The organism is Kibdelosporangium banguiense (assembly GCF_017876405.1).
Classification (GTDB): domain Bacteria; phylum Actinomycetota; class Actinomycetes; order Mycobacteriales; family Pseudonocardiaceae; genus Kibdelosporangium; species Kibdelosporangium banguiense.
Genome location: NZ_JAGINW010000001.1, coordinates 6117923 through 6143559, shown reverse-complemented (window position 1 = coordinate 6143559; position 25637 = coordinate 6117923). Strand labels below are relative to the sequence as shown.

At 66.4% G+C, this 25637-nt stretch carries 21 protein-coding genes; 12 read left to right on the top strand and 9 right to left on the bottom strand.

The features are described from left to right. Positions 1–25: 25 nt before the first annotated feature. The 3 genes from JOF56_RS28955 to JOF56_RS28945 are packed head-to-tail and all read right to left on the bottom strand — an operon-like array spanning position 26 to position 2663. Positions 26–598 (bottom strand): GrpB family protein, encoded by a 573-nt coding sequence (locus JOF56_RS28955; RefSeq protein WP_307855304.1) that lies wholly within the window; start codon positions 596–598, stop codon positions 26–28. Then, entirely contained in the window at positions 595–1644 is a 1050-nt protein-coding gene (locus JOF56_RS28950) for an MBL fold metallo-hydrolase (protein WP_209642643.1), read from the bottom strand. The genes JOF56_RS28955 and JOF56_RS28950 overlap by 4 nt, the downstream gene beginning before the upstream one ends. Beyond that, positions 1641–2663, bottom strand: a complete 1023-nt coding sequence (locus JOF56_RS28945) for an LLM class F420-dependent oxidoreductase (protein WP_209642642.1) — start codon at positions 2661–2663, stop codon at positions 1641–1643. The genes JOF56_RS28950 and JOF56_RS28945 overlap by 4 nt, the downstream gene beginning before the upstream one ends. A gap of 77 nt (positions 2664–2740) precedes the next feature. Between JOF56_RS28945 and JOF56_RS28940 the strand changes: the two genes are divergently transcribed. Next, positions 2741–3292: a PadR family transcriptional regulator gene (locus tag JOF56_RS28940; protein WP_209642641.1), complete on the top strand. Its 552-nt coding sequence runs from the start codon at positions 2741–2743 to the stop codon at positions 3290–3292. Between the two features lie 4 nt (positions 3293–3296). Here the strand turns inward: JOF56_RS28940 and JOF56_RS28935 are convergent, their stop codons facing one another. Together JOF56_RS28935 and JOF56_RS28930 are read right to left on the bottom strand one after the other, a co-directional pair. Continuing rightward, positions 3297–4508 (bottom strand): acetyl-CoA acetyltransferase, encoded by a 1212-nt coding sequence (locus JOF56_RS28935; RefSeq protein WP_209642640.1) that lies wholly within the window; start codon positions 4506–4508, stop codon positions 3297–3299. Continuing rightward, a complete protein-coding gene (locus JOF56_RS28930; protein ID WP_209642639.1) occupies positions 4496–5935 on the bottom strand; it encodes a carotenoid oxygenase family protein in 1440 nt (479 codons plus the stop codon). The genes JOF56_RS28935 and JOF56_RS28930 overlap by 13 nt, the downstream gene beginning before the upstream one ends. A gap of 53 nt (positions 5936–5988) precedes the next feature. Here JOF56_RS28930 and JOF56_RS28925 point away from each other — a divergent pair, with 53 nt between their 5' ends. The 5 genes from JOF56_RS28925 (at position 5989) to JOF56_RS28905 (ending at position 13580) form a co-directional block, all read left to right on the top strand. After that, positions 5989–6858, top strand: coding sequence for a winged helix-turn-helix transcriptional regulator (locus tag JOF56_RS28925; protein ID WP_209642638.1), 870 nt, complete (start codon positions 5989–5991; stop codon positions 6856–6858). A 75-nt stretch (positions 6859–6933) separates the two neighbouring features. Next, positions 6934–8589 (top strand): M14 family metallopeptidase, encoded by a 1656-nt coding sequence (locus tag JOF56_RS28920; protein ID WP_307855303.1) that lies wholly within the window; start codon positions 6934–6936, stop codon positions 8587–8589. Positions 8590–8703: 114 nt separating this feature from the next. After that, entirely contained in the window at positions 8704–10731 is a 2028-nt protein-coding gene (locus JOF56_RS28915) for an AMP-binding protein (RefSeq protein WP_209642637.1), read from the top strand. A gap of 129 nt (positions 10732–10860) precedes the next feature. Beyond that, entirely contained in the window at positions 10861–12060 is a 1200-nt protein-coding gene (locus tag JOF56_RS28910; protein WP_209642636.1) for a glycoside hydrolase family 18 protein, read from the top strand. Between the two features lie 323 nt (positions 12061–12383). Then, positions 12384–13580 carry an HNH endonuclease signature motif containing protein gene (locus tag JOF56_RS28905; protein ID WP_209642635.1) on the top strand — a complete coding sequence of 399 codons (1197 nt, stop codon included), beginning with the start codon at positions 12384–12386 and terminating at the stop codon, positions 13578–13580. A 358-nt stretch (positions 13581–13938) separates the two neighbouring features. Here JOF56_RS28905 and JOF56_RS28900 read toward each other — a convergent pair whose 3' ends face one another. The 3 genes from JOF56_RS28900 to JOF56_RS28890 form a co-directional block, all read right to left on the bottom strand. Then, positions 13939–14412 (bottom strand): hypothetical protein, encoded by a 474-nt coding sequence (locus JOF56_RS28900; RefSeq protein ID WP_209642634.1) that lies wholly within the window; start codon positions 14410–14412, stop codon positions 13939–13941. A gap of 170 nt (positions 14413–14582) precedes the next feature. Continuing rightward, positions 14583–15308, bottom strand: a complete 726-nt coding sequence (locus JOF56_RS28895; RefSeq protein ID WP_209642633.1) for a CbtA family protein — start codon at positions 15306–15308, stop codon at positions 14583–14585. Between the two features lie 24 nt (positions 15309–15332). After that, positions 15333–15536, bottom strand: a complete 204-nt coding sequence (locus JOF56_RS28890; RefSeq protein ID WP_443667626.1) for a CbtB domain-containing protein — start codon at positions 15534–15536, stop codon at positions 15333–15335. A 166-nt stretch (positions 15537–15702) separates the two neighbouring features. Between JOF56_RS28890 and JOF56_RS28885 the strand changes: the two genes are divergently transcribed. The 6 genes from JOF56_RS28885 to JOF56_RS28860 all read left to right on the top strand — a co-directional run bounded on the left by JOF56_RS28885 (position 15703) and on the right by JOF56_RS28860 (position 22599). Next, entirely contained in the window at positions 15703–16278 is a 576-nt protein-coding gene (locus JOF56_RS28885) for a histidine phosphatase family protein (protein ID WP_209642632.1), read from the top strand. Between the two features lie 71 nt (positions 16279–16349). Then, positions 16350–18956 carry an AfsR/SARP family transcriptional regulator gene (locus tag JOF56_RS28880; protein ID WP_209642631.1) on the top strand — a complete coding sequence of 869 codons (2607 nt, stop codon included), beginning with the start codon at positions 16350–16352 and terminating at the stop codon, positions 18954–18956. 72 nt (positions 18957–19028) lie between these two features. Then, entirely contained in the window at positions 19029–19289 is a 261-nt protein-coding gene (locus tag JOF56_RS28875) for a hypothetical protein (protein WP_209642630.1), read from the top strand. Continuing rightward, complete coding sequence (locus JOF56_RS28870) at positions 19286–19531, top strand: hypothetical protein (RefSeq protein WP_209642629.1); 246 nt, start codon at positions 19286–19288, stop codon at positions 19529–19531. The genes JOF56_RS28875 and JOF56_RS28870 overlap by 4 nt, the downstream gene beginning before the upstream one ends. Further along, complete coding sequence (locus JOF56_RS28865; protein WP_209642628.1) at positions 19532–22237, top strand: FtsK/SpoIIIE domain-containing protein; 2706 nt, start codon at positions 19532–19534, stop codon at positions 22235–22237. Continuing rightward, a complete protein-coding gene (locus JOF56_RS28860; RefSeq protein ID WP_209642627.1) occupies positions 22234–22599 on the top strand; it encodes a hypothetical protein in 366 nt (121 codons plus the stop codon). The genes JOF56_RS28865 and JOF56_RS28860 overlap by 4 nt, the downstream gene beginning before the upstream one ends. Here JOF56_RS28860 and JOF56_RS28855 read toward each other — a convergent pair. After that, on the bottom strand, positions 22583–25594 hold the full coding sequence (locus tag JOF56_RS28855; protein ID WP_209642626.1) for an alpha-mannosidase: 3012 nt from the start codon (positions 25592–25594) through the stop codon (positions 22583–22585). The genes JOF56_RS28860 and JOF56_RS28855 overlap by 17 nt on opposite strands. Between the last annotated feature and the right edge of the window lie 43 nt (positions 25595–25637).

Sequence of the window (25637 nt, the reverse complement as noted above, 5' to 3'; positions counted from 1 at the left end):
GGACTTCATTTCTCCGGCGATCGTCTCAGGCGTCGAGCCGGTCCTGGATCGCGTCGAAGAAGACTGTCTTGGCGAGGGTGTACTTGTCGTAGTCCTCGTCCTGGCCGTGTGCGGCGACGAGATCGAGTTTCATCCGTTGATAGCTCTCGCGTAGCCCGGCGTCCGAGCGGAGCAGGTCGCGGAAGCGGATTGTGTAGTGCCACCAAGCGGAATCCAGCTGGCGGACATGCAGGATCGCCTGCTGTGAGGCGAAAAGCCGCTTGTCCCAACGACTGTTGGCGCGTTTGCCGCGGGCATCGTCCCGTAGGACGCCCGGCGAGCCGGGCCTGACCGTTGCCACGTCGACGAATCCCGCTGGTTCGAACGCCTCGGCGATGCCGTCGAGATGGTCGAGTGAGGGCACGCCGAGCTGCAGGTCGATGAAGGGCTTGGCCGCCAGGCCCGGCACCGCTGTGGAGCCGATGTGATCCCAGGCGAACTCCCCTGCTCGGGCCAACCCGCCGGCAAGCGGCTTGAGCTGCTCGATCAGCCGGTTCGCCATACCTGACCAGGCAGGATCCGGCGGTGACAGTCTGGGCGGTCCTGACGACGTGCTCACATTCCCGTCCGCCAGAGTCGTACCTCGCCGTCGATGAGCTCGACTGAGCCGTGTTTGCGCATGTACTGCAGGTGGGCGCCGGTTTCCGCGAGGGCGGTACGGCGCATGAGGCCGCGGACGTTCTCCCAGCCGCGCGACCAGGTCAGTCGCTCGGTGATCTCCCAGGTTGTGCAGTCGCCTCGGTCGCGGAGGACCTGGGTGATCTCGTCACAGCGTTCCTGATGGTGCTTGACCAGGGCGACAGTGCGGCGGGCGATGCCGCGGAACCGGTACTCGTGCGCGGGCAGGACCTCCGCGGAGTCGTATTCGCCGATCTTCTCCAGCGAAGAGATGTAGCTTGACAGCGGGTCGTCGTCGCCGATTGTCATCCCGATGGTGGGGCTGATCCTGGGCAGGACGTGATCCCCGGTCAGCAGTACGCCTTTGGGCTCGTCATGCAGGCAGATGTGGCCGGGAGTGTGGCCAGGCGTCCAGACCGCGCGCAGTGTGCGGTCTCCGTGCGGCACGTAGTCGCCGTCGGACAGCACGAAGTCCGGTTGGGCCAGGTCCATGAAGGGCTGCATCGTGTCCGGCGTGAACTCCAGCTTCGCTGCGATCTCCGCGGGGACACCGCACGACGTCAGCCAGTCGTGATCCCACGACGACTCCACGGTTTCACGCATGCTGCTGGGCAACGCGTCGCGCTCGGCGGGGTGCATCGCGATCCAGGCGCCGCTCTCCTGCTTCAGCCGCGCGCTCAGGCCGTGGTGATCCGCGTGCATGTGCGTGACCACTACACCGACCACATCGGACACTTGGGCGCCGGCAACCGCAAGGCCCGCAACCAAAGCGTCCCAGGTCTCGGTGGCGAACCAGCCCGGGTCGACCACGAGCACGCCGTCGTCGGCCACCGACAGGTAGGTGTTGGTGTAGCGCAACGGGTTGTGCGGGATCGGCACCGGAACCGACCAGAGGCCGTCCCGGACGCGCTCGGCCGGCGGTGTTTCCTTGCGCTTCCAGACTTCCCACTGTTCGATCGAGCTCGGCTCAGCCGGGACGGTACTCATGCGACGATTTCCGCGATGGTGCCCAGCGTCTTGATGTCGGTGTTGACCAGCAGGGAGGTGACCACGCTTTCCTTCCAGGCAGCCAGTTCGTCGCGGATCTTGGCCAGCGGGCCGACCAGCGCGATGTCCTCGACCATGGCCGTCGGCACGGTCGCGACCGCCTCGGCCTTGTGCCCGTCCAGGTAGAGCTCCTGGATCTTCTGGCACTCGGCCTCGTAGCCCAGCCGTACGAACACGTCGAAGTGGAAGTTGGCACCCTTGGCGCCCATGCCGCCGATGTAGAGCGCGAGCATCGGCCGGACCCAGTCCGCGGCCTGCTCGACGTCGTCGTTCACGATCACCGGCAGGAAGGCGGGCACCTCGAAGGTCTCCCAGGTCTGCCGGGCGCCCGGCCTGGCGAAGCCCTCGGCCAGCGCGGTGCGGTAGAAGTCGTTGCTACGCGGGGAGAAGAACATCGGCAGCCAGCCGTCGGCGATCTCAGCGGCCAGCGCGACGTTCTTCGGGCCCTCGGCGGCCAGGAAGATCGGGATGCCGGTCCGCAGTGGATGCACTGTGGACTTCAGCGGTTTGCCCAGGCCGGTGCCGCCCTGATAGGGCAGCTGGAAGAACTTGCCGTCGTACTCGACCCGTTCCCGCGCCACGACCTTGCGCACGATGTCGATGTACTCCCGGGTGCGGGCCAGCGGCCGCGGGTACGCCTGGCCGTACCAGCCTTCGACGACCTGCGGCCCGGACGCGCCGATCCCCAGCACGAACCGCCCCCCGGACAGGTGGTCGAGCGTCAGCGCCGCCATAGCGGTCGCGGTCGGCGTCCGGGCGGACATCTGCAGGATGTTCGTGCCCAGCCGCACAGAGTTCGTACTCGAGCCCCACCACGCCAGCGGTGTGAGGCAGTCCGAGCCGTAGGCCTCGGCTGCCCAGATCGAGTCCAGGCCCAGCCGTTCGGCCTCGGCGATGGCCTCCTGCACGCCCTGCGGCGGGCCGGACGACCAGTAACCGGTGTGAAATCCGAGCTTCACGAGCACCTCCTGATACTCAATTTCTTGAGTAATCATATCCTTGAGTATCCTGGCCACAAGAGAGGGCGAGGTGACACATGGCACTACGGCACGCTGTGCTGGCCGCGTTGGTGGACCGCGAGCTCAGCGGCTACCAGCTGGCCAAGCTGTTCGACCTCGGCGTGTCCTCCTTCTGGCACGCCGCCTCCCAGCAGCTCTACGTCGAGCTCGGCAAACTGGAGGCCGACGGATTGCTGACCGGCCACGAAGTCGTCCAGCAGGGCCGCCCGAACAAGCGGGTCTTCGCGCTGACCGAGACCGGGCGCGCGGAGCTGCGGCGCTTCACCGACGCCCCCACCAAACCGACCTCGATCCGCGACGACCTCCTGGTCAAGGCCTACGCCGCGCATGCCGCCGAGCCGGCCAACCTCGCCGGGCAACTCGAACAACGAGCCGCCCAGTGCCAGGCCAAGGCCGACTACTTCCAGACCCAGCTCGCCAAGTTGCGCGGTGACCAGCCCGAAGCCGAGTACCTCGCCACCGCGCAGAACATCGGCCCATACCTGGCCGGTACCCGAGGCCTGCGTTACGCGCAGGAGGAGGCGAACTGGTGCACCTGGGCAGCGGCAACGCTACGAGCCCGCAGCTAGCTCGTCAGGCGGACGGGTGGTCAAGCACGAACGAAACCGTCGTGGTCGTGCTGCCGCCGATGTTGAGCGTGCCGAATCGCCGGGCGCCGTCGACCTGGTAGTCGCCTGCCTGGCCGAGAACCTGTTTGTGCGCGTCGAGGACCATGCGGACGCCGCTGGCACCGACCGGGTGACCGCCGCCGATCAGGCCGCCGCTGGGGTTCACCGGGATCCGCCCGTCGCGGGACAGGTCGCCGGAAGCGACGGCCTTCCAGCTCTCGCCGGGTGCGGTGATCCCGAAGTGGTCGATCGCCATGTACTCGGACATCGCGAAACAATCGTGTGTCTCGATTCCGTCCAGGCCGGAGACATCCGGGACCTCGGCGCGGCAGAAGGCATCCAGCACTGCGGCCCGCACATGCGGCAGGACGTACGGTTCGTCCGCGCTGCGGGCCAGTTTGCGGGAAAGGGAGAGTCCCGCGGTGCGATGGCCCCAGCCGGCGATCCGGGAGACCTGGAAACCCGGCCGTGAAGCCAGGAAACGGGACGACACGAGCACGAGACCGGCCGCGCCATCGGTGACCTGGCTGCATTCCTGACGGCGTACCCGGCCTTCCACGATCGGGTTTTGCGTCTCGTCCGCGGTGAACGCGGCCGGGCCGAACCGCCACGCCCGGGTCTGCGCGTTCGGATTCAGGCGGGCGTTGCCGAAGTTCAGCGCGGAGATTTCCTGCAGGTACTGGGAATCGAGACCGTAGCGACGGTCGTATTCGTCGGCCAGTTCGCTGAACATGTACGGCCACATGTATTTCGCGTCCTGGCCTTCGTGGCCGATCCACGCCGCCGCACCCAGATACGAAGTCGCTGTGTCGCCGGGAACGGTTTTCTCGAGTTCGGCACCCAGGACCAGAGCGCAGTCGTACCGGCCCGCTTCCAGGTCGGCCATGGCGGCGAGAATCGCGACGCCGCCGGACGCGCACGCGGCCTCATGCCGGGAAGCCGGAATGCCCCAAAGCTCTTCCTGCACGGTGGCAGGCATTCCGCCAAGCTGTCCCTGACCGGTGAACAGCTGTCCGAAGGCGTTGCCGACATGGATCACGCCGACATCCGGCGGGGAAATGCCCGCCGCCGCCAGGGTCTCGCGGGTGACCTCGGCGAACAGATCGGCGAAGTCGTGCCCCTCGCGCTGCCAGTTGCGCGCGAAGTCCGTCTGGTATCCGCCGGCTATGAAGGCCATGACCGCAACTGATCCATTCGTACCCAGGTGGCGTGGAATCCGACCGGCACCCGTTGCGGCAGCAACACGCGGCCGACCGGGCCGGCCGCCACATCGGCGGCATCGAAAACGGCGACTTCGGAGCGGTTTTCCCGTTCGTCGGTCACAAAACTGACCAGATAGCCGTCGGTTTCACCGGTGGAGCCGTCGCGCGGCGCGAACGGCGCCTCAGAACCCCAGCGTCCCGGCCCGAACTCGTGGATCTCTTTCGCCCCAGTGCTGGAGTCGTAACGCACCAACGCGTCGAACAGCAGCGTGAAATCGCTGGAGAGACGCATGTTGTACGAATATCGGTGCGGCCGGCTGACAATCCGGGAATCCACACTCGGGAACTCGAGGTTCACGTCGTCCAACGGGCCTTCAGCGACCGCGCCCGTCCGCAGGTTGAACCGATAGCGATACAGGTGGGCGTCGAGCCGGAGATAAGCGAGCATCGCAGCCAATGGTGTTTTGACGCGCGGCGCGTGGCTCGGGTTCTTCACCCGGCATACGTCCATGATGATCTCGTCGCCCTGTTCCCACGAGTTCACCACATGGTAGATGTAGCAAGGCTTTGCCTCGAACCAACGGACATCGGAGCCGTAACGCGGAATCACGCCGAACCTCGACGCGAGCGACCGGTCGAACTGGATCCGGTATTTCCCGGCCCGGCGGGCGTCCTGGTCCTGCAGCAAAGGCAGATCCATCAGCACGGCATAGTTCTCGGTCAACGCCATGTCGTGCGGCAGTCTCGGCCCCGGCAGGGAAACATCGGCCACATGACTGACCGTCCCTTCAGGACTGATCACGCCGTATCGCATGTACGGCGCCTCAGGGCCGTAGTCGAACCAGAACAGCTCACCGGTGGCCTCGTCGACCTTCGGGTGCGCCATCATGTCCCCGGCCAGCGTGCCCAGGAAGTCCTCCGCGCCGATGGTTTCCAGCGACAACGGGTCCAGCGCGTACGGCGAGCCGCACAGGTACCAGGTGGCCAGCACCTTGCCCCGATGGAAGATCACATCGGTGTTCGCGCTGTCCTTGAGGCCCAGGCCATGGGTGTTCCCGAACGGGTTTCCGGCCGGGTTCTCCATCACGCCGGTCCACAGCGCGCGGCCCTGCTTCGACTCCTCGTGGAACGCCGCCGTCCGGATGAACCTGTTGCGGTAGCGGGCTTTCCCGTTCTCGAAGTGCACCGCGTGCACCATGCCGTCACCGTCGAACCAGTGGTAACGGCCGTCCGCGGGGTACTGCCGGTTGGGTCCGTTGCGCAGGTAGACACCGTTGAGATCACGGGGGATCTCGCCGATGACCTCCAGGTCCGACGACGTGATCTCGTCGGCCACCGGGGCGTAGACGCCCAGGAGGTACGGATTTTCCTCGGCAGCGCGTGCGACAGCGATCGGCTCCACCCTTCGAAGCTACGATAGCCGAAGTCAGGTGTCAATCACGCTAGGATGATCACGTGGAACCCAGCGCGATCGGCCAGGCACTGCTCGCCGTCGGCGACCAGTGGACCCTGCTGATCCTGCAGCGTGCCTTCCTCAAGCACACCAGGCGGTTCGCCGACTGGCGCGACGACATCCGGATCTCCGAGTCGGTGCTGGCCGCCCGGCTCAAGGAAATGGTGGCCAACGGCCTGCTCAAGCCGGTCCCCTACCGCAACGGCCGGATGCGTACCGAATACCACCTGACCGAGAAGGCGATCGAGCTGTGGCCGATGCTCGTGTCGATCTGGTCGTGGGAACGCGCCTGGGTCACGCGTACGCATCCGCTGCCCGAACTCGTACACACGGAGTGCGGCGAGCGCACGGACGTCGAACTCGGCTGCGGCGGCTGCGGCAAGGCACCGATCACCGCCCGGGATGTCGAAACCACCCGCGAGGGCACGTTCGCCCAGGTGAGCGCGCCACGCCTGCATCGCAAGATCACCCGTGAGCACGATCCACTGTCGTATCTGCCGGCCACCATGGAAATCCTCGGCGACCGGTGGAGCACGGTCCTGCTGGCCGCGGCCTTCCTCGGGCATCGCCGGTTCTCGGAGTTCGAGGCGCAACTCGGCCTGGCGCCCTCGATTCTGAGCGACCGGCTGAAGCGATTCGTCGAATTGGGCGTGCTGCGCCAGGATCCGGCCGAATACCGGTTGACCGGCAAAGGCCTGGCTTTTTTCGGGGTTTTCAGTTTTCTGGCCGACTGGGCGCAGCGCTGGTACACCGGCGCGGATCTTCAGATCAGCCACTGCGACCAGGGATTCAGCCCGCTGCTGCGCTGCACGAACTGCCTGCAGCCGGTCGCCCGAACGGGTTTGACCTGGGAATTCTGGCAAATTCCGTAACCGGACGCGGGTTGTGGCCCGCCGGTATGGGCCGCAGGATCGCGGAATGTCCGCCATCTCCCTGCAGGAGGCCGCGTGATTCGTCAGAGATTGTCCGTTTCTTTGGCTCTCGCGGTCGCGATGAGCTTTGTCGTGTTCAGTCCCGGCTCAGCTGACCCGTCGTCCAGCGCACCCGACCGTACTTCGGCGGAGTACCAGGTCGAGGGCGTGAAGACCAGCAAACAACGCAGCCAGATCGCCGCGACCGGCGCCGCGGTGACGTATGCCGAGCACGGCGTCGTCGGGGTCACGGCCACCGCGGACGAGGTGAAGCAGATCGAGAAACTCGGCTACCGGGTCAGCAAGCAGGCCGCGCCGACCCAGCCGGACGTGGGCACGTTCGACTTCCCGCCCGCCGACTCGCTCTATCACAACTACGCCGAACTCACCGCCGAGGTGAACACGGCCGCGGCGGCCTACCCGGCGATCGTGTCCAAGCAGGTCGTGGGCAAGTCCTACGAAGGCCGCGACCTGATCGCGATCAAGATCTCCGACAACGTGACAGAAGACGAGGCCGAGCCGGAGGTGCTGTTCACCGCCCACCAGCACGCCCGCGAGCACCTGACCAAGGAGATGGCGCTCTACCTGCTCAAGGAGCTCACCACCGGGTATGGCAGCGATCAGCGGATCACCAACATCGTCAACTCCCGGGAGATCTGGCTGATGCCCGATCTCAACCCGGACGGCGGCGAGTACGACATCGCGACGGGTTCGTACCGGTCATGGCGTAAGAACCGTCAGCCGAACACGGGCTCGTCGAACGTCGGCACGGACCTCAACCGCAACTGGGACTTCAAGTGGGGCTGCTGCGGCGGTTCGTCCGGCAGCACCGGCAGCGAGACCTACCGCGGCCCGGCCGCGGAGTCCTCGCCCGAGGTGAAGGCGTTCGCGGACTTCGTGCGCGGCCGCAAGGTCGGCGGTGTCCAGCAGATCAAGACGGGCATCGACTTCCACACCTACAGCGAGCTGATCCTGTGGCCGTACGGCTACACGTACGACGACACCGCGCCCGGTCTCACCGCCGACGACCAGGCGACGTTCGCCAAGATCGGCCGGGACATGGCCGCCACCAACAACTACACGCCGGAGCAGTCGTCGGATCTGTACATCACCGACGGCTCGATCGACGACTGGCTGTGGGGCGACCAGAAGATCTTCGGCTACACCTTCGAGATGTACCCGACCGGCCCAGCCGGCGGCGGCTTCTACCCGCCCGACGAGGTGATCGGCCGGGAGACACTACGCAACAAGGAAGCCGTGCTGCAGCTGCTCGAACTGTCGGACTGCCCGTACCGCGCGATCGGCAAGGACGCGCAGTACTGCGGGACGACGCCACCGCCGGGCGGCGGGTCGTTCGAGAACGCGACCGACGTCCAGATCCCGGACGCCGGCGCGGCGGTGACGAGTTCGATCACGGTCACCGGCAAGGACGGTAACGCTCCGGCCGCGCTCAAGGTGACTGTGGACATCAAGCACACCTACCGCGGTGATCTTGTGATCGACTTGGTCGCGCCGGACGGCACGGCGTACCGGCTGAAGGCGGCCAGCTCCGGCGACTCGGCCGACAACGTCAACGAGACGTTCACAGTGGACGCCTCCAGCGAGGCCGCCAACGGCACCTGGCAGCTCAAAGTCCAGGACATTTATTCGGCGGATGTCGGTTTTGTCGATCTGTGGCGCCTGACGTTCTAACGTGGCTGACAAAGGAGGCCACCTGTAGGCTTGGTGGCCTCCTTTTGGACCCATTAGTCCGTCTGGGCGACTCGCTTGCACCGCTCAGCGGAGTACTGCTACCCATCAGTAGGTATGAGCCCCGACTCCGTTGAAGTGCGTGCGACCGTGCGCCACCCACCGTCCAAAGTGTGGGAGGTGATCGGCGACCCAGAGCTCTACCCGCGCTATGTCCGCGGGGTGAGCTGGTGTGAGCGGCTGACTCCGAACAGTGGTCGCGGAGCGCGCTATCTGGTCCGGGCCGGGTACGACGACGAGGTCGAAATCCTGATCTACCGCCAGGACGAGCACCTGGTCTGGTCGAGTGTGCGCACTCAGCGGCACCGGTTGTCGATCCAGCTGCGGGAGACTCCGCGCGGCGGGACCCAGATCAGCATCCTGCTGACGTTGTCGGGTGATCAGGCACTTTCCCATCTGCGCAAGCGGATCGACGAGGCCATCGCGCGGCTGCGTGACCACCTCAACGCAGTGCCCGCCGAGCTTCCCCCCACGCCACGCGATCACCGGGGCTCGACGCTCAGCGTCGCCAGGACACTCATCAAGGCCGGCGTACTCGCCCCAGCCCGGCCGGATCGCACGATCAAACAGCTGACCTCCCTGGCGCGCTGGGGCGCCACAGTTGTCGGCGGGTATCAGGCAGCGACCGCTCACGGTCCGCACGTGATCGCGTACCAGGACGAACGCTCGAAGTACACGTTCGCCGAGCTCGAGGAGCGGACCAACCGGCTGGCCAACGCACTGACCAAGTACTGGGTCACCGCCGGGTCACGTGTCGCATTGATGTGCCGCAACCACGGCGTGATGCTCGAGGCGTTCATCGCGTGCGGCAAGCTCGGCGCGGACGTCGTGCTGATGAACACCGGCCTGGCGGCCAACCAGGTCGCCGAGGTCGTCCGGGAGCACGATCCCGTCCTGCTGATGGCCGACGACGAACTCGCATCGCTGACCCGGTTCGTGTCCACCGACCTGCCCAGGATCCGGACCTGGCCGGAAGGCAACCACCTCGGCCCGACCGTCGACGACCTGATCGCGGGCGCACCCGCGGACAAACTCACCCCGCCCAAGCAGCCTGGCAAGATCGTCGTGCTGACGTCCGGAACGACCGGCGCCCCGAAAGGCGCACGCAGGCCCACACCCCGCGGGCTGGGTGACGCGGCGGCAATTCTGTCGCGGATTCCCTTGCGGGCTGGGGAAAAGATGCTCGTCGCAGCGCCACTGTTCCACACGTGGGGCCTCGCGGCGATGCAGCTCGGCATGCCGCTGCGCGCGAGTTTGGTGCTGCAAAGGCGTTTCGACCCACAGGCGGCGTTACAGGCGATCGAGGAGCACCAGTGCACCTCGATGTTCGCCGTGCCGATCATGTTGCAGCGCATGCTCGACCTGCCGGACAGCCTGCGTTCCCGTTACAACACCTCGTCTTTACGTGTGGTCGCGAGCAGCGGATCGGCCTTGCCCGGACGGCTTGTCGAGCAGTTCATGGATGTGTTCGGCCCCGTGCTCTACAACCTATACGGTTCAACCGAAGTATCCTGGGCGACCGTCGCCGACCCCACGGATCTGAAAGCGGCCCGCACCACCGCAGGCCACCCTCCACTCGGGACTCGAGTCGGAATCCTGGACAGCAATGGAGTTCCCGCGCCACCGGGCACAGTTGGCCGGATCTTCGTCGGCAACGACATGTTGTTCGACGGCTACACCAACGGCGCGGCCCAGGTCTCGATCCAGCACGAGCTGATGGACACCGGCGACCGTGGCTACCTCGACGCCGACGGCCGGCTGTTCGTCGCCGGCCGGGACGACGAGATGATCGTGTCCGGCGGCGAGAACGTCTTCCCGCGCCCCGTCGAGGATGCGCTCGCCGCACTCCCCCAGGTGCGCGAGGCCGCAGTCGTGGGCGTGACCGACAACGAGTACGGCCAGCGCCTCGCCGCGTACATCGTTCTCAAACCCGGCGCACACCTTGACGCCGACACCGTGCGGACGTACGTGCACCAACGGCTGGCACGGTTTGCCGTTCCGCGGGACGTGATGTTCGTGGACAACCTGCCGCGCAACGCCACTGGCAAAATCCTCAAGCGGGTCCTGGAAGACGGTCATTGGTGACGTATTGACGTATTGGTCTAGTCCACCTACGTTGAGAATGGTTCGACCAAACCGCCGGCCAGGCGCGGGCTTCGCGGTTCCCTGCTGGGCGCGGTGCATTGCCGCACCGCTTCACCTTCCGGAGAACGCATGTCCAGATCTCCCCGGCGAAGGTTCCTCGCCCTCACCAGCGCCCTGGTCACAGCACTGGCGCTGGTTTCTCCCACGGCCCAAGCCGCTCCCAATGGCAACGTCCTCGGCTACTTCGTGCAATGGGGCGTCTACCAGCGCAACTACCACGTCAAGAACATCCGGACGAGCGGCGCGTCAAGCAAACTGACGCACATCAACTACGCGTTCGGCAACGTCGTGAACGGCCAATGCGTCCTGGGTGACACATACGCGGACTACGACAAGTTCTACGACGCCGCGTCCAGTGTGGACGGTGTCGCGGACACCTGGGACACCGGCGCCCTGCGCGGCAACTTCAACCAGCTGCGCAAACTCAAGCGCCTGCACCCCAACCTCAAGATCCTGTTCTCGTTCGGCGGCTGGACGTGGTCCGGCGGCTTCGGCCAGGCGGCGACCAACCCCACCGCGTTCGCCAACTCCTGCTACAACCTCGTCAACGACTCACGTTGGGCAGGCGTCTTCGACGGCATCGACATCGACTGGGAGTACCCCAACGCCTGCGGCCTGAGCTGCGACAGCAGCGGCCCCGAAGCCCTGACCAGACTGGCCCAGGCCCTGCGCAGCCGCTTCGGATCCAAACTCGTGACCGCCGCCATCACCGCGGACGCGTCGGCCGGCGGCAAGATCGACAAAGCGAACTACGCCTCGGCGGCCCAGTATTTCAACTGGTACAACGTAATGACCTACGACTTCTTCGGCGGCTTCAACACAAACGGCCCCACAGCGCCGCACTCGCCACTGACCTCGTACACCGGAATCCCCCAGGCAGGCTTCAACTCGGCTGAAGCCATCGCAAAACTCAAGGCCAAAGGCGTACCCGCCAGCAAACTCTGGCTGGGCATCGGCTTCTACGGCCGCGGCTGGACCGGCGTCACCCAGGCAGCCCCCGGCGGATCGGCCACAGGACCGGCCCCCGGAACCTACGAAGCCGGAATCGACGACTACAAAGTCCTGAAAACCAAATGCCCAGCCAACGCAACAATAGCAGGAACAGCCTACGCAAAATGCGGCTCCCAATGGTGGAGCTACGACACCCCCAGCACAATCACCGGAAAAATGACCTGGGCCAAAAACCAAAGCCTAGGCGGCTCCTTCTTCTGGGAACTCTCCGGAGACACAACAAACGGTGAACTGATCACCGCAATGAAAAACGGCTGACAAAAAGAGCCCTCGGGGGCAACTACAACCACCCCGAGGGCCCCAGCCACGCCGAAAACCAACCTGAAGACCCAAAAAATCTCTTCCCTTCCCACGACGCTAACGCGCTGGAACGTAACCAACACAATATGACCGGCGCCGGAAGCCGAAAAAGACGCTGGAAGCCGGGAACACCAACGTAACCAACAGCGCTAATGTGCCCAGCAATGCCCCCTTCAAAACCACTACCGGAACACCGCTATGACCGTGAACAGGCAGCAAGCTCCAACAAGAACACCCAATAGAGTGACGTCATTGCCGGGTTGTTCCGGTATGGTGAACATATGGGCGAGAATACGCTGTTTGCCCTCCGGGACACCAACCCGCCGGCAAACATCCCTATTCATCAGATGAACGCCAACCAGGTCCTCGACGGTCTGGTCGACGTGGACAAGGCCCGGGCTTTCTGCGACGCGCGCAAAGCCCGGCTCCTGGCCCGGTTCGCCGAATTGCGTGAACCCGGGCGTGCCGGAACCGACCTCGCCGACGGCGCTCCTGAGGAAGTCGCCCTCGAACTGGCCATGAACCCGCACACCGCAGCCATCCACATCTCCCAAGCCCGGGACCTGGTCACCCGGCTGCCCGCGACTACCGATGCGTTGGAGGCGGGTGAGATCGATTATGTGCGTGCCAAAGCGATGAACGACCTCACTTCGGTACTGACCGAAGACCAAGCCCGGCGGGTGGAGTCGAAGGTTCTGGCCTTCGGTAAGCGCGCCAATCCCAGCCGGTTCCGCCAGAGCATCCGCTACCACGTGATCGCCGTCGATCCTTCTGCTGCGGAGCGTTTGCGTCGTACCGCGAAGGCCGACCGTGATGTGACCGGCCGGGATCTGTCCGACGGCATGGGCCAGCTGGCCATCACGTTGGAGCCGCATGAAGCCCAGGCTGCCTATGACCAGATCAACATGCTGGCCAACAAGGTCAAAACACCGGACAAGACCTTGGCTCAGTGCCGGGCTGATGTGTTCATGGATCTGGTGCTGGGTAAGAACAACGAGCGGCTACGGGTAAACCTCAACGTCACCGTGCCCATGTCCACGCTGTTGGGGTTGACCCGGCTACCCGGTGAGATCAGCGGTTATGGCCCGATCACGGCCGAGTATGCCAGCGAGCTCGCGCGGGATGCGATGTGGCGGCGCGTCATCACCGATGACCATGGCCAGGTGTTGGAGGTCAGCCGGCGGCGGTATGCCTCAGCAGCCTTGGCACGCCACATCCGGCTTCGGGATCGGACCTGTCGGCAGCCTGGTTGCGGGCGCTCGGCCGATCGCTCGGAGATTGATCACACCGTGCGGTACGCCGATGGCGGTGTGACCTCAGCCGACAACACCAACGCCTTGTGCCGTAAACACAACCTCATGCGCGAGCGCAGCGACTGGGACATGACCCAGCCCTTGCCGGGCACACTGGTGTTCAGCACACCCGCCCACCGCGTCCACACCACCACACCCGAACCCTACGAACCCGCACCCTTCTAACCATCACCCAAGTACGTCGGTAGCCGGGTCTTTGTCCTTGCTTGCTGCCTGTTCCCGGTCAATGCGGTGTTGCGGTTGTGGTTTCAGGGGGTCATTGCTGGGCACGTCAGCGCTGCTGGTTACGTTGGAGTTCGACTTCCAGCCGAACGCTGCGGAACCAGCGCTGGTTACCTTGCGTTGGGTACGTTCCAGCGCCTAGCGCCGTGGGAAGGGAAGAGATTTTCCAGTTCCTAAGCCATTTTCCAGTGGGGCTGGGTCCAGTCCGTTCGTTTCTGGCCTGGGACACAGTGATGGGGTGAGCGGGTCCTCCCAGACCGCTCACCCCATCACTGGGAAATCTATTAGGTTGTTGCTTTTCTCAGGCTGCGGTTGGGGTTGAGCAGAGGCGGCGGGCTGTGGCTATTACCGCGTAGGCTGAGGGCAGCATTTGGTGGGGGCGTGGTTCGTTGATCCAGTGCCAGCCGCCGTTGCCGGCTTCGGTCGGGATCACTGTGTAGGCACCTGCCCCCGCGTGCCTGACTTCTTGGCCTTCGAGGCCGTCGACTATGTCGCCGCTGACCATTGTCGCTGCCTGGGTCAGGAAGGTCCATCGGCCGCCGTCCGGGTGGGCGATGAGTGGCCCGGCCAGCATCGCTATCCCGAGTTGGGCGTGCACCTGCTCGGCCAGGGCGGCCGGCATGGTGATCGCGTCCAGGGTCTGCCCCAGGGCCACCGCCAGCTGGCGCTGCCCCACCTGCACGGCCACTGGCCAGCCGAAAAGCTCCTCGTAGTGGGCCCGGGCAGCCGCCAGATCGCGCAGCCAGGCCGGGGCCGGTTGTGTCATCGTTGTCATCACTGTTCCCCTACATCGCCTGTGTATGTATTGCTCCATTCGAGCGATCCCCGTGTTCGCTGTTCTCATCGTACGTCACCAAACGTGACGTCGAACACAGGAATACCCCCTAGAGGCAAACTCCCCTTGCAGGCGCGGTTAGGGGTTTCCAAATACCCAGGTCAGCGGGTTCAGAGTGGGCGTGTCGCAGCGACACGCCGGACGCGGCGCTCGGTGAATACCCCGAAGATCAGCCCGATGGCCGTCCACAGCACCAGCTGCGTGCCCAAAGAGGCGAGCCGGAAGTTCCACAGCAGGCTCGCCGGGAATCCTTCGGGCACCTCGTTGATCCTCGGCAGCAGCAGCGCCACGACAGCCATGACCACCACGTAGCCGAGTGCGCCGAGCAGGATCGCGTTCCACGACCCGAGCCGGTCGGTCAGGCGACGGGCCAGAACGATCGCCAGCACGGCCACGACCAGCGAGATCAACACGGTCACGAAGTACAAGGTGGTGCGCTCGTTGATGGTGTCCGGGTTGCCGACGGCAGGCGGGTTCGCCGGGTACTTCAGGTACGGCACCAGGAACACGACCAGGAACGCCCCGACCGCCAGCACTCCCGCTGTGGCGCGGGCGCTCAGGTTGCCGATGCGGCCGTAGGCGAAGGCGAACGCGAGCGCGAACATCCCGCCGAACGCGAGCCCGTACGCACCGACAGCGGTGGCCAGGCCGACGGTGCTCTGAGTTCCCCGGCTCACAAGCTCTTCTTCAGAAGCGCCGTGTTCATGGGGCGCGGCGGACTCCTCCACCGCGATGGCGTTGTCGACCTGCGGCTCACCGAAGACCGACGCGAAGGCGAACGCGAACACGGCTGCGAGCAGTCCGGCGAGCATGCCGCGGACCAGCAGTTTTCCCATATTCATGTGTGTTGCCGAGCCCGATCAGTGGCAGGGGAAGCCGAGCAGGTGCCGGCCGTCGTGCACGAACTCATGGACCAGGTTGTCCGCGCCGATCAGTGCGCCCTGCTCACTGCCGACGAAGTACAGCAACATCAGTCCGAGGATCACCGTGAACACAGCCCACGGCAGGATCTGACGGACGGGAACAAGGACCGGAACCGGAACGGGAACTGCTGCGGTAGTCACCGGCGTGACCTCCTCGGGCTGACGCGACCCAACAGGCAAGCGGACCGGAGTGTCTGACTAGGCGGGTTTCCCGCATACAGTGGCGCGACCGTGCCGGATTCACACCGGCTTACTCCGACCAGTTGGTCTCAACTGGCGACAGGACCGTAGGCAGGAGCCACTGACCGTGTCAACGCCAGGAGACGCCGCTCACCCGAATGCCTCGACCAGGCTTGTTCTGGTCAGTCACGCCGGCACGACGGCGACCCGCCGGGCGGCCTTCCCCGATGACGAGCCGCTCGAGCGGCCCAGCGCGATACGACCGGTCGACCTTGGCCGTATCTCGTCGTTCCGCACGGGTCCCGAGCTTCGGTGCCGGCAGACCGCGGCCGCGCTCGGCTGGGACTGCTCGGTCGATTCCGCGCTGGCGGATCTCGACTTCGGGACGTGGCGCGGCCAGGCCCTGGACGAGGTCGTGGACACGAGTTGGCTGACCGATCTCAGCGCAGCGCCACACGGCGGCGAGTCCGTGCACGACCTCCTGGCTCGCGTGAGCGCATGGCTGGACGGGTTGCGTGGGCTGGGTGAGCGCGTGGCCGCAGTGACGCATCCAGCGGTCATCAGGGCCGCTGTGGTGCACGTGCTGAGCGCGCCGGCGCAGTCGTTCTGGCGCATCGATGTCGCGCCGCTCTCGTACACCCAGCTGTCGCATCGTGGCTCGCACTGGACCCTGCGCGAAACCGGCCACGCGGTGAATCAATAACCAACTCTAGGCATCGGTGAAGTCAAGGATTTACCATCTGACACGTCACTCCAGGCCGCTGGGGGTTTGCCGTGAACGAGATCGAGTTCCGCGTGCTCGGGCCACTTGAGGTCAGCATGACCGGGCAACGTGTCACGCTGGGCGGGCGCAAGCCGCGGATGCTGCTTGCCACGCTCCTGCTCGAGCCCAACACCATGGTCGGGGTCGACACGCTGGTCGACGTGCTGTGGCCGGATTCGCCACCGCGCTCCGCCGTGGCCAACGTCCGGACCTACGCGCACGCCCTGCGCAACGAGATCGGTGCCCGCGTGTGCACGCGGCCGGGCGGATATCTCGTCAACGTCGACCCGGACGAGCTCGACATGACGGCGTTCGAGGCCAAAGCCGAACTGGGCCAACTGGACGAGGCCACTGCGCTGTGGCGCGGCCGGATGCTGGCGGATCTGCCACGCAGCCCGGTCTGGGAGCCGACCCTGGCCCGGCTGGAGGAGTTACGGCTGTCGGTGATCGAACGCAGCCTGACCGTCCGCGAGGACACCATCCCAGAACTACGCGGCCTGCTCGCGGAGCACCCGCTGCGCGAGGAGCTGTGGCGGCACCTCGTCCTGGCGTTGCATCAGTCCGGGCGCACGGCCGAGGCGCTGCACGCCTATCACGAGGCGGAACGGATTCTGGCCGAGGAACTCGGCACGAGACCGGGCCCGGAACTGCGCCGGGCCGGTGACGAGATCCGCACCAGCGCGTTCCCGGTGTGCCAGCTGCCGATCGACATTCCCGACTTCACCGGCCGGATCGCCGTCGTACGCGAGATCGAGGACCTGCTGCACGGCCCCAAACCGGTCGTCGCCGTGCTGACCGGCGCGGCCGGTTCCGGAAAGTCCACTGTGGCCGTCCATATCGGACATAGGATGGCGCCGTCGTTCCCCGACGGCCAGCTGTACGTCGAACTGCGCGGTGACCGGGACCCGTTCGACGTGCTGGCCTATCTGCTTGACGCACTGGGCATCCAGGACATCCCGGGCACTCTCGAAGCACGAGCAGCCCGCTACCGTTCGGTGCTGGCGCGCCGGAAGATGCTCGTGATCCTGGACGACGCCACCAGCTCCACTCAGGTCACGCCGCTGCTGCCCGGGTCCGGGGGCTCGGCGGTCATGGTCACCAGCCGGACGCGGATTCCCGACTTGCACGGCGCGGTACCGATCTCTGTCAAGCCGATGAACGACAACGAGGCACGGGACCTGCTGGCCAGGATCACCGGCCGTAACCGGGTCGCCGACGAACCCGATCACGCCACCGGAATCCTGCGCGCGTGCGGGAACCTGCCGCTGGCCGTCCGGGTCGCCGGCGCCAAACTCGCGGCCAGACCCGCGATCCCGTTACGGGTGATCGCCGAACGGCTGCGTGACGAACGCGGCCGGATCGACGAACTGACCGCCGGGAACCTCACCGTCCGCACCAGTGTCACCGACAGCTACATACGGCTCACTCCAATGGCCGCACGGGCGTTCCGGTTCGCGAGCATGCTCGGCCCGGTGTCCTTCCCCGGCTGGGCGGTCGCCGCGCTGCTGGACCGGCCCCGCGCCGACGACACGCTGGACTCGTTGGTGGACGCCAATCTTCTGCACGTCACAGTCGACGTAACCGGTTCACCTCGCTACCGCATCCCTACTCTGTTCCGGTGTTACGCCGGCGAACGGCTGGCCGCCGAGCCACGCCAGGAACTACAGGCCGCCACCCGCCGGGTACTCAGCGGTTATCTCGCGCTGGCAACACATGCGGCAGCACGCATGCCAGTGCCGTTCTTCGGTGTGCTGCCGCACAACACTGTCACGGGCAACGGCCCCGGCGATCCGGCCGGCTGGTTCGACGCCGAGCGCACCGCGATGGCCGCGTTGCTGGAACTGGCCGCACGTCTGGGAGTCCAGCAGGACGCCTGGCAGATACCGGCCAGTTATGCCACGTACTTCGATCTGCGCGGGCACCACGCGGACTGGCTGAGAACCCACGAGATCGCGCTGGACGGCGCGCGCCAGGCCGGTGACCCGCACGGCGAGGCGATCGTGCAGCGCAATCTCGGCCAGGTGCACCTCTATCAAGATCGTTACGTACAAGCGGAATCCGCCATGCGGGAGTCGTTGCGGCTGTTCACCGAAGCCGGCGACGACAACGGCGCCGGCATCGCGCTGGCCGGAATCGGTACCACGCACCGGATTCACGGCAGGCTCCGCGACGCCCTGGCACACCAGCGCAAGGCGCTGGGGATCTTCATCCGGACGGAGCAACCCCATCTCGAGGCCGCCGCCCGCGTGGCGGCCGGCACGGTTCTGCTTGCCCAGAAAGAGTTCTCCGCCGCCGAGTCCTGGTTGACCGGGGCCCGCAAGCTGTCGGCGGCCATCGGCGACCGGCACCGCGAGGCGCACGCCCTGCAGCGGCTGGCCAAGCTGCGGGAGCCCGCACAGGCGCTGGACCACCTCGCGGAGGTCGCCGATGTGTTCCAGCAGCTGGGAGACGATCACTGCCTGGCCTACGCCCGGCATGCCACCGGCGAGCTGCACCTGCGGGCCGGAGATCGCGACCGCGCACAGGCTTTGCTGACGAAGTCGCTGGACGCGCACCTGCGCACGGGCGACCGGCGATCGGCCGCGGAGGTATCCCAGTTACTGGACGAGATCGGCTGAGTACTGAGTGGATCATCGCCTGCCGACACCCGGTGGACAGGGTCGAAATGATCATCAGTATCTTGTGCGGCCATGGCGGGCGTTGAGGAAATCCGAGCGGGAATCGCGATGGCGAACGAGAAGTCGCAAGCCGGGATCGCAGCTATCACACAAGCTTCACTACAACTCGACGACGCGCGCAACGCGCTGCTCGCCGCGACCCAGGGCAGCAACCAGGCCGACGTGGCGCAGGCGCAGGGGCTGCTGACCGAGGCGCTGCAGACGTTGTCCACCGCGCAGGCGGCCGTGCAGGCGAGCATCTCGTCCGCCGAGGGTTACGCGGCGCGGCTTTGACGATCGCGGAGCTGGCAGGTGCGCTGCGTGAGGTGACCGTCACCCTGGAGCAGGCTCAGGTGACCACTTCGAGCGCAGTGCCGTTACTGACTGAGTCAAGAGCGACCCTGACGGCGGTAGCGAGGGACCCGAACGGGTACCAACCCGTCGAGCTCGACCTGGCAATGGCACAGTTGAGTACGGCCCGGGATCTGATCGCCCAGGCTCGTCAGTCGATCTTGGACTACTTGATGAGGCTGTAGATGTTGGGCAGAGGCGAACGCCGGCAGCGTGCTCGAAACGCGCTGGAGGAGCTGCGGAAGGCGTTGCGGCTCGCGCTCGGCGCCGCCGCGGCGGCCAGACAGAACGCGCAGACCCGCAAGGACCAGCTCGAATTCGAGCAACAGGTGATGCGGCTGGGACTGGCCAGGGCGAGGCTGGACCCGGCGATCCTGGAAGCACGTCAGCAGCCCGCGTTGGCTCAGACGTGGGACAAGGTGATCGCTGAGCGCGACGAGCTCTACGCCGAATGGCACCCGAAAGGGCCCCATCGGTTGCGGGAACTTGTCAAGGAGCACTCGCCCGGGGTCGCGGGAGCACCCTGGCAGGAGTGGCTCGGCAACCCGGTGAGCCAGAAGACGGGCGGCGAAACGCCCGCGATGTGGCGCATCGGCCGGGCCGTGGTCGAGCAGGCACCGCACGAGGAGGAGTTCCCGGTCGCGGTGCCGCTGCTCGACCGCGCCCACCTGCGGGTGACTTCCGTGCCGGACAGCCGGTCCGTTGTGGACGCTCTGGTCGAGACGTTGCTGTTGCGGCTGTTGAGCACATACCGGCCCGGCCTCATCCGGGTGCATCTGTGGGACATCGGTCACCTGACCGGATCGTTGCCGAACCTGCAGCCGCTGACCGCGGCGGGGCTGCTGACCGTGCACGACCCGACCCGGCTCGACGATTTACTCGCCGACATGGCCGGTCACATCCGGCGAGTGCACGCCAAGGCGATGCGGGCGGGCGAGACGTCGCTGCGTTCGGTGTGCGTGACCAACGACGAGCGGATCGAGCCGTGGCGGGTCGTCGTGCTGTTCGGCAACGGCGACCGGCTACCCGACGAGCAGCAGCGTGAGCTGCAACGAGTCGCCCGCACGGGGCTGGACGCGGGTGTCCATCTGATCTGCGTGGACGTGCCGCTGTCGGCGAACAGTCCAATGGAGACGATCATGTTCTCCGACGCGCAGCATGCGACGACCACGATGACCGGCACAGGCGTGGCCTTCCATCCTGACCCGGCACCCGATGGGGGCATGGCCAGCCGTGCGGTCACGAAGATCGCCGAGGACCTGATCACCCGCCGGGGCAAGCCACGGACCTTCGCTGATTTACTGCCCGGCGAACTGGGGCAGCTCAGCTCGCGTGAGGAACTTCGCGCGCCGGTCGGGTTCGCTGACGGTGTTCCGGTCGAGGTGGTGCTCGGCGATGCCACGCCGCACGCGCTGATCGCCGGGCCCAGCGGGTCGGGCAAGACCAACTTCCTGTACGCGATGCTCGGCGGGCTGGCCGCCCGGTACTCCCCGGACGAGCTCGAACTGTACCTTTTGGACTTCAAGGAAGGGGTCTCGTTCGCCGGGCTCGCGCCCGGCCGCAAGGATCCGAGCTGGTTGCCCCAGGCCCGGCTGGTCGGCGTGAACGTCAACACCGACCGCGAGTTCGGCCTGGCGCTGCTGCGTTTCCTCACCCAGGAGCTGGCCAGGCGTGCCGAGGCGGCCAAACGCCAGGAGGTCACCAAGCTCTCCGAGCTGCGGGAGGCCGAGCCCGAGGGGCACTGGCCACGGATCGTCGCGGTGATCGACGAGTTCCAGGCACTGTTCGGCGGCCGGGACCGGATCACCCAGCAGGCCACGGTCCTGCTGGAGGACGTCGCCCGGCGGGGGCGTTCGCAGGGCATCCACCTCGTGCTGGCCAGCCAGGACATCGCCGGGATCGAGGCGTTCTGGGGCAAGCCCGCGGTGTTCGAGCAGTGCACCCTGCGGATCGCGATGCCCAAGGCCAAGCGGGTGCTCTCCGAGCACAACAACGCCGCGATCAGCCTGCCGCGCTGGCACGCCGTGATCAACCACGATTCCGGTGTGTCACACGGTAACCAGGTCGCGCACATCCCGGACGCCTCGGCCAAGGGCACGTTCGACGATCTGCAGAAGAAGCTCTGGGCCACCGGCACCTCACTGGCGCCTGCCCTGTTCGACGGCGCGCACCAGCCGTTGCTGGGTGACGCCGCGGACTTCGTCGACCCGTCCGGCCCGTTGCTCGGCCAGGTCATCGAGGTGTCCTGCCGCGCTGCGGCCGTCTCGCTGGACGCGGTGCCGGGCCGCAACCTCGCGGTAATCGGCACCGCGACCGAGGACGCACTGTCCATTATGGAAAGCGCGGCGTACTCGCTGGCCCGTAAACACGAGCCCGGTTCGTGCGATTTCAGCGTCTGGTGTGCGGTACCGGCCTTGCAGGAACGCGTCACCCGGTTGGCCCGGATCCTGGTCGCTGTCGGGCATTCGGTGGACCTGCGCACAGGTGAGGACATCGCGCAGCTTGTGCCGTCGTCAGGTGAGCGGCCGAGGTTCATCCTGTTCTTCGCCGTGGACTCCGCGCACCAGTGGCTGGAGCGTAAGGAGCCACCGGCGATGCGCAGTGGACTGGACGACTTCCGTGCCCTGTTGAAGAACGGCCCGGCCAACCACGTGCACACCATCGGCTGGTGGCGCGGCACCGGACGGCTCAAGGACACGCTCGGGTTCGGCGGCGCCGACGACATCGGCGCATGGGTCGCACTGGACGTGCAGGGCGCAGAGCTCAACTCGCTCGCCGCCGGTCAGGTCATCGACTGGTCGCCACGGCCCAAACGCGCGATCTTCTTCGACAAGTCGATCCACAGTTCGCCGGACGTGATCATCCCCTTCGACACCCTGGACCCCTCGTGAGCACCGATCCCGTGGCGGAGTACAAGGAGATCCTGGACGTCACCCGCCAGGCGGCCCTGAAACTGAGCGAGCGCGAACGCCGCCGCCAGGTCGAGATCGTCACCGAGATCGCCGCGGCAGGCAAACAGATCAAGGCCGCCGAGGCGGCCGAGGCCGAGCTGGGCAAGCAGATCTCCGACTGGTGGCGCCAGGCCACGGCCAAGCTCGTGGCCCTGAACTGGATCACCGCGGGCCGGCCGCCCGAGCCGGATCCGGCGGGCCGGCCCGAACTGCTCGACGACTACATCGCCGAGATCGAGCCGGCCACCAACGTCCTGTTCAACGCCCTGAGAAAGGCCGCATGGCCTAGGAAGCCCTCCTGAGCCGCAGAGTGAGGATCTGGAAGGGCCGCAACGACACCGGGATGCCCTCGCCGGTCACCTCGGCACTGCCGAGCGGCCTTTCCAGCAGGTCTGTCACCTCGGCACCGGCCAAGGCGAAGCTGGTCGTCAGCATCGCCTTGGCACGTCCGCCCAAAGCCTCGTAGAGCCGGACCACGACATCGCCCGACTGGTCGTCGGCCAGCTTGACCGCCTCGACCACGATCGCCGCAGTGTCCACTGTGATCAGTGGCTCGGGAACCACGCTGCCCTGCGCAGTTCGCACGGGCAGGTTCAACGCATACCCTTCGGAAACGGCGTCCGAGATCGACGCGCCCGGCAACAGCGCGTAGGTCATCACGTGCTTGCCTTGGTCCGCTTCGGGATCCGGGCACCGCGGCGCGCGCACCAGACTGAGCCGGACCGTGGTCGTCGTCCCGCCGTCTTCGCGTGTGGTCCGGCTGATGTCGTGGCCGTAGGTCGAGTCGTTGAGCACGGCCACGCCGTACCCCTGCTCGGCGACGTGCACCCAACGGTGGGCGTAGATCTCGAACCGGGCGGCATCCCAGCTGGTGTTGGTGTGCGTCGAGCGGTAGACGTGCCCGAACTGGATCTCCGCAGCCGACCGGTCGGCATGCACATCGACGGGGAAGGCCGCCTTGAGGATCTTCTCCGACTCGTGCCAGTCGATCTCCGTGCGGATGTCGATCCGCGAGGTTCCGGCCCGCACGCGAATCACCTGAGTGATCCGGGATGAGCCGAAGGAGCGGACGATCTCGATCGCGCCGTCGCCCTCGGTGCCGTCGCTGACCACCTTGATCGAGTCCACATCGGTCAGGTCGACATGCTTGCGCTTGTAGTGCGCGTCGATGTCCCAGGCATCCCAGTAGTTCGGCAGATCCGGGTGCAGTTGCAGCAGGTTTCCCGCTCCGGACAGTACTTCACGGTTGTTGACAAGGTCGGTCACTGAGCAGAACAGTCCGTTGTCATCGAGCTCGACCCGCACAAAACCGTTGTCCAGCAGCCGATCCGTCACGGTGACCGGCGCTGCCGCGATACAGGAGACGAACGCGGCGCCGAGTCCGGAGATTCCTGTCAGGTTCCCGTCGATGACTCCGCCGTTGAGGTGAGGGCTCGCGTTGAACAGGACTTTGCGGTGTCCTTCGCCTGCGAGGGCGGCGATCGCGGCATCGGTGATCGCGTTGAGCTCGGCTGCGACCGCAGCGTACGTGGCCTCGGCCTCCTTGTGCACCCAGGCGATCGAACTGCCCGGCAGGATGTCGTGGAACTGGTGCAGCAGAACGACTTTCCACAACCGGTCGAAGGCCTGGTACGGGTAGTCGAACGTGCCCGCCACGGCCGCGGTCGCCGCCCACAGCTCGGCTTCCCTGAGCAGATGCTCGCTCCGCCGGTTGCCCGCCTTGGTCCGGGCCTGCGTGGTGTAGGTGGCCCGGTGCAACTCCAGGTACATCTCACCGGACCACACCGGCGCGTCCGGGTACTCCTCCTGCGCGGCCCGGAAGAACTCGCCCGGCTTCTCGATCACGACCTTGGCCGTGCCTTCGAGGTCCTTCAGGCGCCGGGCCCGCTCCAGCATTTCCCGCGTGGGGCCGCCACCACCGTCGCCGTATCCGAACGGCACAAGCGACTTCGTGCCGCGGCCCTTCTCGGCGTAGTTGGCGACTGCGTACGCCATTTCCCTGCCGGAGAACTCCGAGTTGTACGTGTCCACCGGCGGCAGGTGCGTGAAGACGCGTGTGCCGTCGATGCCCTCCCACCAGAAGGTGTGATGCGGCATCTTGTTCGTCTGGTTCCACGACATCTTCTGCGTCAGGAACCACTTCGCCCCAGCCAGCCGGGCCAGCTGCGGGAAGGCCGCGGTGTAGCCGAAGGAGTCGGGCAGCCAGACCTCCTCGCACTCGTAGTCGAACTCGTCGAGGAAGAACCGCTTGCCGTGGATGAGCTGCCGGGCCAGCGCCTCGCCGCCGGGCAGGTTCGCGTCCGACTCCACCCACATGCCGCCGACCGGGGCCCACTGACCGGACTTCACGTTCGCCGCGATCCGTTCGAAGATCACCGGCTGGTGCTGCTTCACCCACGCGTACTGCTGGGCCTGCGAGCACGCGAAGATGAACTCCGGATATTCCTTGGCCAGCGCGGTAACGGTGGCAAAGGTCCGCGCGGTCTTGCGGATGGTCTCCCGCTGCGGCCAGAGCCACGCGCTATCGATGTGCGCGTGGCCGACCGCCGAAAGCGTGTGCGCGCTGGCGTGGGCCGGCCGGGACAGAACTCCGGCGAGCTCAGCCCGGGCGGCCTCGGCCGTGCCGGAGACATCCGCGACATCGATCGCGTCCATCGATCGCTCCAGCGCACGCAGGATCTCGTGCCGCCGCGGGTCTGAAATGGACAGTTCGGCCATCAGCTGGCTGAGCACTTCCATGTCCAGTTCCAGATGCCAGACTTCTTCGTCGAGCAGTCTGACGTCCGCGCCCGCGAGCACATACAGCGGCTCCTTGCCCGCGGTTGCCTTGTCCCCCATCGGAGTCGGCTGCATGCCGCCGCCGAGCACATCCGGGTTCGCGGCCGCTTCCAGCAGCAGCCCGACTTCCTCGGCGGTGATCGGGACGTGGTTGTTGCGTGGCGCGATGCCCTTGATCGGCTTGCCCGTCAGGTCGTAGGCCAGCGCCTCGGCCTGGAATCCCGACTGGGCCCGGGTGAAGCCGAGATCGATCACGGCCTCGACCCGATGACCGCGCCACTGCTCAGGAACCGTTCCGGTGACCCGGAACCAACTGGTCGACCAGGGCGCTCCCCACCGCTGGCCGACCGTCACCGGCTGATAGTCCGCAGCCAGAGCCTCACTCACCGGCACCGGTTCGTCCGGCACATGCCAGACCTCGATGTCCAACGGGACCGACCCGGCATACTTCGCCGGCGCGATCCTGGTGGTGAGCATCCGAGCCAACCGGTCCTCGACCAGCCGCCTGTCGTCGTGCACGGTTCCCTCCAGCGGTTATGTGACCCGCCGACGGGTATACCAG